Here is a 15,543-nt window from a genome sequence, read left to right on the forward strand (position 1 = left end):
GAGATGAGCTACACCGCCCCCCTCAAGGACATGCTGTTCGACATCGAGCACCTGGCCAACATCGGCGAGATCGCCAGGCTGCCGGGCTTCGAGGACGCCGGCCTCGAAACCGCGCAGGCCGTGCTCGAGGAATGCGCGCGCTTCAACCAGGACGTGGTGGCGCCGCTGAACATCGAAGGCGACCGCAACCCCTCGTCCTTCAAGGACGGCCAGGTCGCGACCACGCCGGGCTTCAAGGAAGCCTTTGCGCAGTACGTGTCGGGCGGCTGGCAGGGCCTGCAGCATCCGGCGGACTTCGGCGGCCAGGGCCTGCCCAAGACCATCGGCGCGGCCTGCGGCGAGATGCTCAACTCGGCCAACATGAGCTTCGCGCTGTGTCCGCTCTTGAGCGACGGCGCCATCGAGGCGCTGCTCACGGCCGGCTCCGACGAGCTCAAGGCGGTGTACCTCGAGAAGCTGGTGAGCGGCCAGTGGACCGGCACCATGAACCTGACCGAGCCGCAGGCCGGCAGCGACCTTGCGCTGGTGCGCAGCCGCGCCGAACCGCAACCTGACGGCACCTACAAGGTCTTCGGCACCAAGATCTTCATCACCTACGGCGAGCACGACATGGCCGAGAACATCGTGCACCTGGTGCTGGCCCGCGTGACCGGCGCACCCGAGGGCGTGAAGGGCATCAGCCTGTTCGTGGTGCCGAAGTTCATCGTCGGCAAGGACGGCTCGCTCGGTGCGCGCAACGACGTGCACTGCGTGAGCATCGAGCACAAGATGGGCATCAAGGCCAGCCCCACCGCCGTGCTGCAGTACGGCGACCACGGCGGTGCCGTCGGTTATCTCGTGGGCCAGGAGAACCGCGGCCTCGAGTACATGTTCATCATGATGAACTCGGCCCGCTATGCCGTGGGCATGCAGGGCATCGCGATTGCCGAGCGTGCCTACCAGCACGCCGTGGCCTATGCGAAGGACCGCGTGCAGAGCCGCCCCGTCGATGGTTCGATGAACGCGAGCGCGCCCATCATCCACCACCCCGACGTCAAGCGCATGCTGATGACCATGCGTGCCTACACCGAAGGCTGCCGCGCCATGGCCAGCGTGGCCGCCGCGGCCTACGACGCCGCGCACCACCACCCCGATGCCGAGGCGCGCAAGCAGAACCAGGCCTTCTACGAATTCATGGTGCCGCTCGTGAAGGGCTACAGCACCGAGATGAGCCTGGAAGTGACCTCGCTGGGCGTGCAGGTGCATGGCGGCATGGGCTTCATCGAGGAGACCGGCGCGGCGCAGTACTACCGCGACGCCAAGATCCTCACGATCTACGAGGGCACCACTGCGATCCAGGCCAACGACCTCGTGGGCCGCAAGACCGCGCGCGACGGCGGCCAGACCGCCAAGGCCATTGCCGCGCAGATCGAGAAGACCGAGGCCGAACTGGCCAGGAGCAGCAGCCCCGCCGCGGCCGCCGTCCTCAAGCGCCTGAAGCCCGCGCGCGAGGCCTTCATCGAGGTGGTCGACTTCGTCGCGGGCCAGACCAAGGCCTCGCCCAACGCGGTGTTCGCAGGCAGCGTGCCCTACCTGATGCTTGCGGGCAACCTCGTGGCCGGCTGGCAGCTGGCGCGCTCGCTGATCATTGCAGCGGACCTGGCGTCGCACAACGTCGACGTCGACTTCATGCAGGCCAAGATCGCGACCGCGCGCTTCTATGCCGAGCACATCCTGAACAAGGTGCGTTCGGGCCATTCGCCTTGACGACGAGTGCAGCGGTCAACGCTGCCGCCAGCGACGCGGCAGGAGCTCTTCGTCGGTACGTCGCGCAGGTAGGCATGCGGGTCGCGAGACAGGCCTGTACGCCTGGCTATTTCGTGAATGGACATCTGCTCGTGGAGGGCCCAGCGTCTGATGACACTCAATGTCGCCACGTCTATCACTCCTCGGATCCCCTGCCTTAAAAATGAGCAGAGTAGGGTCTTGCGTGGGTCAGTCCTAGACGGAAATTAGTGGGTTAGCCGGGTCAGTTTGCGGTGGCAATCAACACGCCGGGCACAACCGTTCTCGCTCCGGGACGCGTTTTGTGCTGTCTACAAGTCGCAGCTTGGGCGCCACGTCGGAGCACTCTAAGTGTTTACGATAGTGTCGATCAAAATATCAACATCATTGTTGACAACATTGTCGACGAAACTTAGATTCGCCCTACAGCCTGTGTTCGACGCCTGAAGAGCGGCAGCGGCGCCGGCTGCAGTCCTGCCGATGGGCCGCGGAGCCCCGATGCGCCGAAGAGCGCACGGGCCTCTTTGCACAGCGGCTTGCCGTGCTTCAACCATGCGATGGGAAGCGCCATTGCGCCCCGGGGTCCAGACCCCGCGGCAGTGCGCCTCCAAGGAGACAACCAATGCAATCGACAACGACGGTATCGGCGCCCGCGGCGACCGCCAATCCAGCCCACCAGCCCACCAAGGTGCGCTGGAAGATCTTCCTGATGATGTTGTTCCTGATCTCGATCAACTACATCGACCGCGCCTCGCTGTCGGTGGCCATGCCGCTGATCGCCAAGGAATTCGACATCGGCCCCGCGGTGCAGGGCCTGCTGCTCAGCTCCTTCTTCTGGACCTATGCGCTGATGCAGATTCCCGGCGGCATGCTGGCCGACCGCTTCGGTCCGCGCGTGGTGATTGCCGGCGCGACGCTGGGCTGGGGCTTCTTCCAGGCGATTGCCGCCGCCTGCACGGGCTGGGTTCCGCTGCTGCTGACCCGCCTGGGGCTGGGGGCGGCCGAGGCGCCGATCTACCCTGCGGGCGGCAAGCTCAACGGCATCTGGATGACCCAGACCGAACGGGGCCGCGGCGCCACCTTGCTCGATGGCGGCGCGCCGCTGGGCGCCGCGCTCGGCGCGATCCTGATCTCGGGGCTGATCGCCGTGCTCGGCTCCTGGCGCATGGCGTTCGCCATTGCCGGCGGCGGGACCGTGCTGGCCGGCTACTTCGCCTGGCGCTACATCCGCAACCATCCGCGCCAGCATCCCGGCGTGAACGAGGCCGAGGCGCGCTTCATCGAGGCCAGCCATGCGGCCGACGCGGCCAAGGAATCGGCGGACGCGAGCGGACGGGTGCTCGACTTCTTCCGCTTCCGCTCCGTGTGGGGCATGTTCTTCGGCTGGATGTGCTTCAACGCGCTGTTCTACGGCCTGCTCACCTGGATGCCCAACTACCTGTCGAAGGTGCACGGCTTCGACATCAAGCAGATGGGCGGCGCGGTGTTCATCATGTTCTTCTCGGGCTTCGTGGGCGAGATGTTCGGCGGCTGGCTGGCCGACAAGTGGCAGGCGGCCGGCGCCTCGCAGAGCAAGGTGCTGCGCACGCTGTTCGGCATCTCGTCGATCATCGCGACCATCGCCATCTTCATGGTGACGCAGATCAAGGACCCGATCGCCGTGGTCGTGCTGCTGTCGGTGACGCTGTTCTTCCTGCGCTGGTGCGGCCTGTTCTGGTGCGTGCCCTCGATCCTCGGCACGCGCGCCCGGGTCGGCTTTCTCGGCGGCACCATGAACCTGGGCGGCAACGTGGCGGGCATCGGCGTGCCGATCGTGGTGGGCCTGATCGTGCAGGCCACCGGCTCGTACTTCATGGCGCTGATGCTGTTCACGGCCGCGGGCGCGGGCTTGTTCGTCTGCTCGACGATGCTGATCGACTACAGCAAGAAGCTGCCGGTCTGAGGCACGCAACCCTCCAGGAGAAGACAACCATGTCCATGTCCCATGTCCGCCTTGCGGCCATCGCGCTGGCCCTGAACCTGGCCTCGGCCGGTGCCGCGCTGGCCCAATCCGTGGCCCCGGCCGATGACGCCGGGCCCGCCGTCGCCGCCGCAGTGCCCGAGGCCGTCGGCGTCGATTCGCGTCCGCTGGTGCGGCTGTCCGAGTGGATCCGCAAGGAAGACCTCGACGTGCGCAGCTTCCTCGTGATCAAGGACGGCAAGCTGGTCTTCGAGCGCTACAGCCGGGGGCTCGGCCGCGACCACAACTACGAGCTCTACTCGATCACCAAGAACGTCACCGCGCTGGCTGCGGGCGTGCTGATCGACGAGGGCCGCAGCCGCCTCGACGAGAAGGTGGCGCCCGTGCTGGCCAAGGCGCGCCCCGACCTGAAGGCGGCACTCGCGGACAAGCAGGCCATCGAGCTGCGGCACGTGATGTCGATGTCGACCGGCCTGTTCTACGACTTCAAGCCGACCGACGACCCGATCTACTACGGCGCGCCCGACCGCCTGAAGCTCGCCGCCGAGACCACGCCCAGGCGCCCGCCCGGCGAGGCCTTCGACTACACCGACGTCAACCCGATCCTTGCGAGCGCAACGCTGGGCGCCGACGCCGGCATGCCGCTGCAGGCCTTTGCCGAGCAGAAGATCTTCAAGCCGATGGGCATGGCGCACTACGCCTGGGAGCGCGCCGACGGCAAGGGGCTGGTGTCGGCTGGCTGGGGCCTGCGGCTGCGCGCGATCGACATGGCCAAGCTCGGCATGCTGGTGCTCTCCGGCGGGCGCTGGAACGGCCGGCAGATCGTGTCGCAGGCCTGGATGCGGACCATGACCGCGCCGTCGTCCGCGCCGTGGTACGGCCAGTTCTGGTGGATCAACGACATCGTCGCCACCGAGCCCGAGGTGCATGCCATGGGCTTCAAGGGCCAGTTCATCGTGGCGCTGCCCGAGCGCAACGCGGTGGTCGTGATGACCAGCATGCTGCCCATCGAAGGCGGCCTGCGCGAGTCGAAGAACGTGCTGGCGATCCGCAAGATGGTCAATGACTTCGTGCTGCCCGCGCTCGACAATCCCTCGCATGCCGGGCCGACGCCCGCCCGCCGCAAGGCCCTGGCGCACGAGCTCGACCTGGCCTCGCGCCACCAGGGAAAGCCGGGCGCACCGGCCGACCCGACCGACACCCCTCGCCTCTGAAGACGACCATGACCCCACGCAAACTCATCGGCGTGCTCACGCCTTCCTCGAACACCGCGCTGGAGCCGCTGACCAGCGCAATGGTCAGCGGCGTGCCCGGCGTCTCGGCGCACTTCTCGCGCTTCACCGTCACCGAGATCTCGCTGCGCGGCGCCTCGCTCAGCCAGTTCGACGACAGCAAGATCCTCGAGGCCGCGCGGCTGCTGGCCGATGCGCGCGTCGACACGATCTGCTGGAGCGGCACCTCGGCCAGCTGGCTCGGCTTCGAGAAGGACCGGGCGCTGTGCGCCCGCATCACCGAGGCGACCGGCATTGCGGCCAGCACCTCGGTGCTGGCGCTCAACGAGCTGCTGGTCGCGCAGGGCGCGCGCACGCTCGGCCTGGTGTCGCCCTATGTCGAGGACGTGCAGCGGCGCATCGTTGCCAACTACGCGGGCATCGGCATCGACTGCGTGGCCGAGCGGCACCTCGGGCTGACGGTGAACTTCGCATTCAGCGAAGTCGACGCCGACACGCTGCGCCGCATGCTGCGCGAAGTGGCGCAGCAGCGGCCCGACGCGATCACCATCATGTGCACCAACCTGCACGGCGCGCAGTTGGTCGAGGAGATGGAGCGCGAGCTCGGCATCCCGATCTACGACTCCGTCGCCACCGTGGTGTGGCGGGCGCTGAAGACCGTCGGCATCGATCCCCGCGCCGTGCGGGGTTGGGGCCGGCTGTTCGGGCCGCCGGCCTGAACGCCGTCGCGCAGCCGCGCAGACAAGACACAGACAGACCCACAGAAGAAAGACCATGACCTTCCGCGACCTCGACCTCGTGGTGCGCAACGCCCGCGTTGCCACCGCCAGCGACACCTTCGATTCGGACATCGGCATCCGCGACGGCCGCATCGTGCAGCTGGGCCTCGCGCTGCCCCCCGGGCGGCGCGAGATCGACGCCGCCGGCCGCTACGTGACGCCGGGCGGCGTCGATGCCCACTGCCACCTCGACCAGCCGATGGAGCCGCCGGTGCGCATGGCCGACGACTTCGACACCGGCACCCGCGCCGCGGCCTGCGGCGGCACCACCACGGTGATCCCGTTCGCGGCGCAGCACAAGGGCCAGTCGCTGCGCGCCGCCGTGCAGGACTACCACCGGCGCGCCGAAGGCCGTGCCCACGTCGACCACGCCTTCCACCTGATCGTGAGCGACCCGACGGAGGAGGTGCTCAAGCACGAGCTGCCGCAGCTGATCGCCGAGGGCTACACCTCGTTCAAGATCTACATGACCTACGACGACCTGAAGCTAGACGACGGCCAGATCCTCGACGTGCTGGCGGTGGCCAGGGAGCACGGCGCGATGGCCATGATCCATGCCGAGAACGCCGACTGCATCGAGTGGCTGACCAAGCGGCTCGAAGCCAGCGGCCGCACCGCGCCGCGCTTCCATGCGCATGCGCGGCCGATGCTGGTGGAGCGCGAGGCGACCCACCGCGCGATCGCGCTGTCGGAGCTGGTCGACGTGCCGATCATGATCGTGCACGTGTCGGGCCGCGAAGCCGTCGAGCAGATCCGCTGGGCGCGCGCGCACGGCCTGAGCGTGTTTGCCGAGACCTGCCCGCAGTACCTGTTCCTGACGGCCGAGGACCTGGGCATCGACGACAGCTACCAGGGCGCGCGCTGCGTCTGCAGCCCGCCGCCGCGCAACCGCGAGAACCAGCAGGTGATCTGGAACGGCCTCGCCGACGGGCTGTTCACCATCTTCTCGTCGGACCACGCGCCGTTCCGCTACGACGCGCCCGAGGGCAAGAAGCCCGGCGGCGAAGAGGTGGCCTTCCGCCACATTCCCAACGGCATTCCGGGCATCGAGACGCGGCTGCCGCTCCTGTTCTCGCACGGCGTGCTCGACGGGCGCATCACGATCAACCGCTTCGTCGAGCTCACCTCCACCAATCCCGCCAAGGCCTACGGCCTGCATCCGCGCAAGGGCACGATCGCCGTCGGCGCCGATGCCGACCTCGTGGTGTGGGGCACCACGCCGCGCGCCATCCGCAACGCTGACCTGCACCACGATGTCGACTACACGCCCTACGAAGGCATCGACGTCAAGGCATGGCCCGCGCTGACATTGGCGCGCGGCGAAGTCGTGTGGGACGGCGAGCGCTTCCATCCGCGCGCCGGGCGCGGCGAATTCCTGCGCCGGGCCGGGCCCACCTTGCTGCCCACCCGTCGACCCGCCTAAGCCTCACGCTGGAGACATTGCCATGAACCTGCTGCTGATCAACCCCAACACCTCGCAAAGCGTCTCGGACCTGATCGCGGCCGAGGCCCGCCGCGCGGCCGCCGGCGACACGCGCATCGAGGTGCTGACGGCGCCCTTCGGCGTCGCCTACATCGAGACCCGGTTCGAGTCGCTGATCGGCGCCTATGCCGCCGCCACGCTGGTCGCGGAGCACCACGCGCGGCACGATGCGATCGTGGTCGCGGCCTTCGGCGACCCCGGCATCGACGGCCTGCGCGAGGCGCTCGACATTCCGGTGGTCGGCCTCACCGAGGCCGCGCTGATGAGCGCCTGCCTGCTGGGCAAGCGCTTCTCCATCATCGCGATCTCGCGCCGCATCACGGCCTGGTACCGCGAGTGCGTGCAGGCCAACGGGCTCCTGGAGCGGCTTGCGAGCATCCGCAGCCTGGAGGGGCCGCTCAAGGACATCGGCAGCGTGCAGGACGACCATGGCGAGCGCCTCGAGGCCCTGTGCATGTCGGCCGTCGAGGACGACGGCGCGGACGTGATCATCATCGCCGGCGCGCCGCTGGCGGGCCTTGCGCGCTCGATCAAGGACCGGATCCCGGTGCCCGTGGTGGACGGCGTGTCCAGCGCCGTCTGCCATGCGCAGACGCTCGCATCGCTGGCGCCCGCGCCGGCGCGCAGGGGCAGTTTCGCGCCGCCGCCGGTCAAGCCGAACCAGGGACTGCCCGATGCACTGTCACGCCTCCTGGCCCGCGATGCCGGCCGCGCCTGAGGCCGCCGGGGGCGCCGCGCGCAAGCCGGCTGCGGGGAGGGCTCGTCGATAGAATCGGCTGCGATGTCCACCAAAGCTTCAGTACGCAAGACCAGTGCCGCCAACTCCCGCGAGCACAGCGTCGACGAGATTGCCGAGAAGATCTCGGCGGCGATCCTCGAGCACCGGCTCGCGCCGGGCACCAAGCTCGGCGAGGACCGGCTGGCCGCGATCTTCGCCACCAGCCGCGCGAAGGTGCGCGAAGTGCTGGCCCGGCTGGCGCACGAGCAGATCGTCGAGCTGGTTCCGCAGAAGGGGGCCTTCGTCGCCAAGCCGACCATCGAGCAGGCGCAGGACGTGTTCGAGGCGCGCCGGCTGATCGAGCCGGGCGTTCTGCGCCGGCTCGTCCGCACGCTCGACGACGTCAAGCGCCAGCGCCTGCGCCGCCACATCGACCTGGAGGCCGAGGCGCGCAGCCGCGACGACAAGCGCGCCATCGTGCGCCTGTCGGGCGAATTCCATGTGCTGCTGGCCGAGCTCGCCGGCAACTCCGCGCTGGCCCGCTCGATGCGCGAGCTGTCGGCGCTGACCTGCCTGATCATCTCGCTGTACGACGCGCCCACCGCCACCAGCTGCCGCGCGGACGAGCACGAGGAAATCGTCGCGGCGGTGAACCGCGGCGACGCCCAGCGCGCCGAGAAGCTGATGCTCCATCACCTCGACCACATCGAGCAGAGCCTGAAGCTGGACAGCAGCGCGGAAGAAGCCGATCTGGAGAGCGTGTTCAGCTGACGGTGCGGCCGGCGGCGCCATGAAGCTCGACTCCACCACCGTCCAGCTGGTCCTGTGCATCGCCGAGGAAGGCAGCATTTCCCGGGCTGCCGACCGGCTGAACCTGGCGGTGGCGGCTGCCTCCAAGCGCGTGAGCGACCTGGAGGCGCAGCTGGGCGCCAGGCTGTTCAAGCGGGTGGCGCACGGCGTGCTCGTCACCGAGGCCGGCAACCGGCTGATGGCGCACATCCGGCAGATCGACAACCTCATCGGCCGGCTCGAGGGCGATGCCCAGGTGCTGGGGCGCGGGCAGGACGGGCGCATTCTCATCGGCGCGCCGAAGGCAGCCATCATCCAGTTCCTGGCGAAGGACATCGCCCGGCTGCGTGACGCCTACCCGCAGATCACGCTGAAGATCCTGGAAGAGAACAGCAAGATCGTGCAGCAGCTGCTGCGCGACAAGGTGATCGACGTCGGCATCTACGAGAAGAAGAGCGGGTTCCTGGACCTGCCGAAGTTCGACTACCGGCAGGACCGGCTGGTGCTCGTGTACAGCCGCCGGCATTTCCAGTTTGCGGCGCAGCGGCCGGTGGGCATCGACGACTTCCTGGACCTGCCGGTGGTGAGCCTCGGCAAGGGCTCGGCGATCCTGTCGGCCTTGCAAGGGGCCTACCGCAGCCGCGGCCGGTCGTTCCCCAACAACTTCTCGACCAGCGGCTTCGACACCATGCTGGCGCTGGTGCGCCATGGCCTGGGTGTGGGCCTGATGCCGCCCGAGGTGCTGCGCAGCTTCCATCCGGAAGACGACCTGGGCTCGGCCGAGATCGAGGGCGACTGGCACCAGCGCGCCTATGTGCTGTCGTGTGTCGAAGGCCATGCGCAGGAGCAGACCTTGCGCAACGTGGTGGCCCAGCTGATCGGCATCAGCACCTAGAAGAAGAAAGCAGCGTTCCTGCGGCCCTGGCTTCGCGGATCACGAAGCCAGGCATGCCTTCCACATTCTTGCGACGTCCTCTGCGCTACGGGAGAGTAGCGGCACTACTACAGCAGAGACAGAGGACGCACACATGAAACGCCGAGACTTCATCGCGGCCAGCGCCGGCGCGCTGGCCGCGCCCTGGGCCCTGGGAGCCACGGAGCTGCCCAAGGGCATCGTCAAGATCTACGTGGGCTGGGCGCCCGGCGGCGGCACCGACGTGTTCGCGCGCATCGTGGGCCAGCAGCTGTCGCAGCTGTGGGGCCGCTCGGTGGTGGTCGAGAACAAGCCCGGCGCCACCGGCGCACTGGCTGCGGACTTCTTTGCACGCACCCGCTTCACCGAGGGCGTGAACCTGCTGATGGCGCACGTCAACACGCATGCCATCTCGCCGCACATCTTCAAGAGCATCAGCTACGACCCGCTGAAGGACTTCGCGCCCATTGCCATGGTCGGTGCCACGCCGCACATCCTGGTGACCCGCGCGAAGAACTCCGCCGGCTCGGTCAAGGAAGTGGCCGAGCAGTGCAGGCAAAGCCCGGGGAAGATCAGCTTCGGCTCCTCCGGCACGGGATCGGTGCAGCACCTGGCGGCCGCGATGTTCAACATGGCGGCCGAGGTCAAGAGCATCCACGTGCCCTACAAGGGCTCGGGCCCGATGCAGACGGACCTGATCGGCGGCCAGATCGACTACAGCTTCGACACCATGACGGCCGCCACGGCGCAGGTCAAGGCCGGGCGCATGGCGGGCATCGTGCAGACGCGCCTGCAGCGCGCCAAGGGCTTTCCTGAAATGCCGACCATGGACGAGCAGGGCTTCAAGGGCTTCGACGTGTCCAGCTGGTATGGCGTGGTGGGCCCCAGGGACATGTCCAGGGACCTGGCCCTGCAGATCAATGCCGACATCAACAAGGTGCTGGCGCTGCCCGATGTGGTGGCGCGCTTCGATGGCTATGGCGTGGAGGACGGCGGCGGATCGGTCGACAAGTTCGCGGCCTTCATGGCTGCCGAGTTCAAGAAATGGGGCGAGGTGGTGCGCACCGCCAAGGTCACCGAGGAGGGCTGAAAAAATGAACCACGCGCGACAACTGCCGCTGCAGGGCATCCGGGTGCTGGACGTGAGCCAGGTCATGGCCGGGCCGTTCGCCTGCATGCTGCTGGCCGACCTGGGCGCCGACGTGATCAAGGTCGAGCCGCCGGGCGGCGACCAGACCCGCGGCGCCATGGGCTTCAAGATGAAGGGGCCGGACAGCATGGGCTTCCTGAACATGAACCGCAACAAGCGCTCGCTGACGCTGGACCTCAAGAACGAGGAGGACCGCGCGTCCTTCTACAAGCTGGCCCGGACCGCCGATGTGATCGTCGAGAACTACCGTCCCGGCGCGGTGCAGCGCCTGGGCATCGACTACGAGTCGATCAAAAAGATCCACCCGAAGATCGTGTACGTCAGCATCTCCGGCTTCGGCCAGAGCGGCCCCTGGGCCGAGCGGCCGGGCTTCGACCTGATGGCGCAGGCCATGTCCGGCGTGATGAGCGTGACCGGCTACCCCGGCGAGAAGCCGGTCAAGGCCGGCGTGCCGGTGGCCGACATCGGCTGCGCGCTGTTTGCCACCTATGCGCTGCTCGCGGCCTACATCGGCGCGCAGAAGTCGGGCGTGGGCCAGCACATCGACGCCTCGCTGTTCGACGCGGCCATGGCCTTCTCGGTCTGGGACATGTCCGCGTACTGGGGCACGGGCGTGCCGCCGGCGCCGCTGGGCACCAGCAACAAGATGAGCGCGCCCTACCAGGCGGTCAAGGCGCGCGACGGCTACTTCGTGATGGGCGCGACCAACCAGAAGCTCTGGACCCGGCTGTGCGAACTGCTGCAGCGGCCGGACCTCGCCGCGCACCCGGACTACGCGAGCGTGTCGCAGCGCCTGAAGCACCGCGAGGCGCTGATCGAGGCGCTCGAACGGGAGTTCGGCCAGCGCGACAGCGCCGACTGGATCGACGCCATGCTGGCCGCCGGCATCCCGGCCGGCCCCATCCTGTCGTATCCGGAGGCCTTCGAGGGCGAGCACGGCAGGCACCGCCGCATGTGCATGGAGATCGACCATCCGATCGAGGGCAAGGTCAAGAACATCGGCTTTCCGGTCAAGCTGCTGGGTACGCCGCAGCAGGTGCGCCGGCATCCGCCGCTGCTGGGCGAGCACAACGAGGAAATCCTGGCCGAGATCAACACGCCAGCCGGCGCGGCGGAGGCCTTGTGAGTTCAGCTGAATGCGTGCAGCTCCGCGTTCACGCCTCGGGCGTGGCCGAGATCGTGATCCATCGCCCCGAACGCCACAACGCGATGACGCGGGAGATGTACGAGGCGCTGCTCGAGCGCATCGGCGCGTGCGCGCGCAACCCGGCGGTACGCAGCGTGCTGTTCAAGGGGGCGGGCGGCAAGTCCTTCATCGCGGGCACGGACATCGCCCATTTCAAGGGCTTTCGCGGCGGCCGCGACGGCATCGCCTACGAAGCCTTCGTGGAGCGCGTCATCGATGCGGTCGAGCGCATCGCGGTACCCACTGTGGCCGTGATCGACGGCTGGGCCGTGGGCGGCGGCCTGGCCCTGGCCACGGCCTGCGATTTCCGGGTCTGCAGCGACGCCTCGCGCTTCGGCGCGCCGATTGCGGGAACGCTGTCCAACACCTTGTCGTCGCGCAACATCGCGCGGCTGCAGGCCGCCCTGGGCGTGCCGCGGGTCAAGCGGATGCTGCTGCTGGCCGACCACCTGACGGCCGAGGAAACGCTGGCCTGCGGCTATGTGCACGCCGTCTGCACGGCGGGCGAACTCGATGCCGCTGCGCATGCGCTGGCAGTGCGGCTCATGGCGCTGTCGCCGGTCACGCACAAGGCCGTGAAGGAGAGCATCCGCCGCCTCGTCGTCGAGCAGCGGCTGGACGACGATGACCTGGTCGAGGAGGTGTATGGCAGCCAGGCATTTCGCGACGGTGTGGCCGCTTTCATTGGCCGATGACGGCGAATATCGATGCCTGATATCACCCAAATGGGGTAACCAGCAGGTCAGTTTTTAAATCACGCAGCTTGTAAACGTATTAAAAAAGCTAACAGCGGATTCGAAAGTCATGTAATTCTTAAGCATAACTTGTCTCGATGCCGGCCCAGATTTTTGAAGGATTCAAGATGATTGGAGACATCTTATTGCCACACGCGAGCTTGAAACGCTCGGGTGCTTACTTCGAATCGGGACTCGAACGCAAAACCGACGCCATTACCGCCAATGCCACTTATTTTGGAAATGCGCAGTGGGCGCAGGAATATCTGGATTTCTGCCACCGCGATGCGCATTTCAGGAGCCGGTGGCTCGCGGCTGCCGGCGACTGGACCGACAAGGTGGTCATCGACCTGGGCTGCGGGCCGGGCAACATCTTTGCCACCCTCGGCGGCAAGCCGCGGCTGCTGATCGGCGTGGACGTGGCGCCCGGCTCGCTGGAGCTGGCGGCCAAGCTGGGCTACACGGCGGTGCTGGCCGATGCGGCCTACACCCCTTTTCGCTCGCAGGTGGCGGACATCGTTGCCATCAATGCGTCGCTGCACCACTGCGACGACATGGCCGCCGTGCTGCGCGAGGGGGCGCGGCTGGTGAAGCCGCATGGCCTCCTGGTCACCGACCATGATCCGCAGCTCACCGCCTGGGATTACAAGGGCCTTGCCAAGCTGATGTGGGATGCGCGGCTGTGGGTCTACCGGGCGATCGGGCATGGCTTCCACAAGACCGGCAGCCAGCAGTCGTGGGGGCTGCGGACCGAGGTCCATCACCAGCCGGGCGACGGGGTCACGAAGGAATTCTTCCATTCGACGCTGGAACCGCTGGGCTTCGAGGTGAGCGTCTACCCGCACAACCACCAGATCGGCGCCGATGCGCTGCGCGGCGTGGTGGGGCCGGCGAAATGGAAATACCGGCTGGGCAACATGCTGTCCGGCCGGCGGCCCTCGTCGCCTACGAGCGCGCTGTCGCTGATGTGCGTGGCAAGGCGCCGCGGCGATCCCGCAGCGGCTGTGGCGGCGGTCCCGGACCGCTGATCCCGAGGTTCTCACACCCGGTTAGCACCGCGAAGCCGCCCGGAGCGCGGCGCAGACACGATCGGTATCGTTACCGAATCTTCCTTTTGCCCACTTGCCGACGGCTGCGCGTTCAAATGCCGGAGGGCCCGGCGAACCGCGCTTTGGCGTGCCCCGCTGAGGGCTTCCCAGGGGAAACCCGAGCCTCGCATCAGTCCGCATGCCTGATGCGGCCTTTTGTGGTCAATGGCGCGCTATCCGACGCCAATGTAGGACTTTTACCCGACCATCGGTGTTGCCGGAATGTGAATTCAGCACATCTTGTTTCGCACCGAAGCAGTCCTGACCAGGGTTTCGACGTACCTTGATATTGCACCGCAACATGCGGACGCAGGCCTGTGGCTTGGCGTCGGCTTGCTGCGGGCGGTCTTTCAATCTTGGTGTCGCGCCGCTTGTGGGCGGCGCTACGTGGTTCTCACGAGAGGTGGCTATGCGTGTGTCAAAACCGGATTCGGTTCTCTTTTCTCTTCGCCAGCGGCGCATCGCTGGCGCCGCGAGCGCTCGCGCCCTGGGCCGGAACGGCCGGCGAAGGCAATCGGGCGCCTTCGTTCCCAAGCTGGCGGCCTATGCGCTGCTGGCCTTCGTGCTGTGGCTGATGGTTGCCACGCTGGTCCAGCCGCTGCTGTCTTCGCAGGCCACCCGCGCCGTCCTGCAGGCGCCGGTGGGGCTGATCACTTCGCCGATCAACGGCGTGGTGTCGCAGATGGTGGTGCATGCGCGCGACAAGGTGGAGCCCGGCACCATCGTGGCCACGGTGCGCAACCCGACCGTGAGCCAGGAAATCCTCACCACCCTGAGGTCGCAGCGCCTGTCGCTGCAAAGCCAGCTGGCCCAGCTCGGCAACCAGTACAAGTCCGACAACCAGGAGATGCGGTCCGTCGGGCAGGAAGCCGGCGTGCACCGCGAGGCCTCGCTGGCGCAGGCCTGGGAGGCCTGGCAGATCGCCCGGCGCCAGCGCGACGTGGCGCACAGCGTGGTGGAAGAGCAGGAGAACAAGGTCCGCACCAACCAGGCGCTGCTGGAGCAGGGCGCGATCAGCGAGCAGGTGATGAACGCCTCGATGGCGCAGCTGAACACGGCGCGCGCCAATGCCGCGGTGGCGGAACAGTCCTTCGCGGGTCAGGCCCAGACGGTGGCGAGCGCCGGGCAGGGTGCCTTCGTGGGCACCGGCGGCAGCAACCTGTTCCAGACGCTCGCCAGCCGCCGCGAGGCGCTGCGCAACAGCGTCGGGCGCGCCCAGCAGGACGCCACCGCCATCTTCAAGCAGCTCAAGGAGGTCCGCGACCTCGAGGAAGAGGAGCGCCGCCGGGTGGAGAAGCTCTCCTTCTATGAAATCAAGGCGTCCCAGGCCGGGCAGGTCCACTCCGTGCTCGCACCCGAAGGCGCGTATGTCACGGCAGGTGCCTCGCTGGTGCGGGTGACCGATTGCAGCCGGCTCGGCGTGGTGGCGGTGTTCCCGGCGCGCGTGGCCAAGCGGCTGGGCATCGGCTCCGTGCTCGACGTGAAGCTCGACGATTCCGCCAAGTCGATGCCGGCGCGCGTGGAGCAGCTGCTGCCCGTGGCCTCGGATGCGCTGCAGAGCACCTACAGCGTGCCGTTCCCGTATGCCGAGCAGGGCTCCATCTACGCCGTGGCCCGCATCGAAGGCAAGGAGCCGCAGGAGGCTCCGCCGGACGGCGGCAGCAACATGTGCGCGCCCGGCAAGGTGGTGTCGGCCAGCCTCAGGTCCTGAGCGCAGGCGCCAATGCACCCCTTGCATGCATCGGAA

Annotated in this window: 12 protein-coding genes and 2 pseudogenes; 13 read left to right on the forward strand and 1 reads right to left on the reverse strand. The window is 67.7% G+C overall.

From position 1 onward, the window contains the following. Positions 1–3: 3 nt before the first annotated feature. Positions 4–1,722 (forward strand): annotated as a pseudogene (locus AC1DMS_RS27645) (acyl-CoA dehydrogenase); the annotation flags it as partial. A gap of 103 nt (positions 1,723–1,825) precedes the next feature. Here AC1DMS_RS27645 and AC1DMS_RS27650 read toward each other — a convergent pair. Next, positions 1,826–1,925 (reverse strand): annotated as a pseudogene (locus tag AC1DMS_RS27650) (XRE family transcriptional regulator); the annotation flags it as partial. 461 nt (positions 1,926–2,386) lie between these two features. Between AC1DMS_RS27650 and AC1DMS_RS27655 the strand changes: the two are divergent. The 12 genes from AC1DMS_RS27655 to AC1DMS_RS27710 all read left to right on the forward strand — a co-directional run bounded on the left by AC1DMS_RS27655 (position 2,387) and on the right by AC1DMS_RS27710 (position 15,507). Further along, positions 2,387–3,706 carry an MFS transporter gene (locus tag AC1DMS_RS27655; protein WP_015867054.1) on the forward strand — a complete coding sequence of 440 codons (1,320 nt, stop codon included), beginning with the start codon at positions 2,387–2,389 and terminating at the stop codon, positions 3,704–3,706. A 29-nt stretch (positions 3,707–3,735) separates the two neighbouring features. Beyond that, positions 3,736–4,938, forward strand: a complete 1,203-nt coding sequence (locus tag AC1DMS_RS27660; RefSeq protein WP_062365589.1) for a serine hydrolase domain-containing protein — start codon at positions 3,736–3,738, stop codon at positions 4,936–4,938. A gap of 8 nt (positions 4,939–4,946) precedes the next feature. Continuing rightward, on the forward strand, positions 4,947–5,675 hold the full coding sequence (locus AC1DMS_RS27665) for a maleate cis-trans isomerase family protein (RefSeq protein ID WP_478182006.1): 729 nt from the start codon (positions 4,947–4,949) through the stop codon (positions 5,673–5,675). A gap of 55 nt (positions 5,676–5,730) precedes the next feature. Then, complete coding sequence (gene hydA / locus AC1DMS_RS27670) at positions 5,731–7,158, forward strand: dihydropyrimidinase (protein ID WP_478182007.1); 1,428 nt, start codon at positions 5,731–5,733, stop codon at positions 7,156–7,158. Between the two features lie 22 nt (positions 7,159–7,180). After that, positions 7,181–7,936, forward strand: coding sequence for an aspartate/glutamate racemase family protein (locus tag AC1DMS_RS27675; protein ID WP_062365592.1), 756 nt, complete (start codon positions 7,181–7,183; stop codon positions 7,934–7,936). 63 nt (positions 7,937–7,999) lie between these two features. Next, positions 8,000–8,707: a GntR family transcriptional regulator gene (locus AC1DMS_RS27680; RefSeq protein WP_018906766.1), complete on the forward strand. Its 708-nt coding sequence runs from the start codon at positions 8,000–8,002 to the stop codon at positions 8,705–8,707. Between the two features lie 19 nt (positions 8,708–8,726). Beyond that, positions 8,727–9,620 carry a LysR family transcriptional regulator gene (locus AC1DMS_RS27685; RefSeq protein WP_062365593.1) on the forward strand — a complete coding sequence of 298 codons (894 nt, stop codon included), beginning with the start codon at positions 8,727–8,729 and terminating at the stop codon, positions 9,618–9,620. Between the two features lie 133 nt (positions 9,621–9,753). Next, positions 9,754–10,728, forward strand: a complete 975-nt coding sequence (locus AC1DMS_RS27690) for a Bug family tripartite tricarboxylate transporter substrate binding protein (protein WP_062365594.1) — start codon at positions 9,754–9,756, stop codon at positions 10,726–10,728. 4 nt (positions 10,729–10,732) lie between these two features. Further along, complete coding sequence (locus tag AC1DMS_RS27695) at positions 10,733–11,914, forward strand: CaiB/BaiF CoA transferase family protein (RefSeq protein WP_062365595.1); 1,182 nt, start codon at positions 10,733–10,735, stop codon at positions 11,912–11,914. Next, positions 11,911–12,669 (forward strand): enoyl-CoA hydratase, encoded by a 759-nt coding sequence (locus AC1DMS_RS27700; protein WP_062365596.1) that lies wholly within the window; start codon positions 11,911–11,913, stop codon positions 12,667–12,669. The genes AC1DMS_RS27695 and AC1DMS_RS27700 overlap by 4 nt, the downstream gene beginning before the upstream one ends. 137 nt (positions 12,670–12,806) lie before the next feature. Further along, entirely contained in the window at positions 12,807–13,736 is a 930-nt protein-coding gene (locus AC1DMS_RS27705; RefSeq protein ID WP_155736630.1) for a class I SAM-dependent methyltransferase, read from the forward strand. Between the two features lie 469 nt (positions 13,737–14,205). Then, complete coding sequence (locus AC1DMS_RS27710; protein WP_278877538.1) at positions 14,206–15,507, forward strand: HlyD family secretion protein; 1,302 nt, start codon at positions 14,206–14,208, stop codon at positions 15,505–15,507. Positions 15,508–15,543: the final 36 nt, after the last annotated feature.

Source organism: Variovorax sp. 05T418, assembly GCF_056396385.1.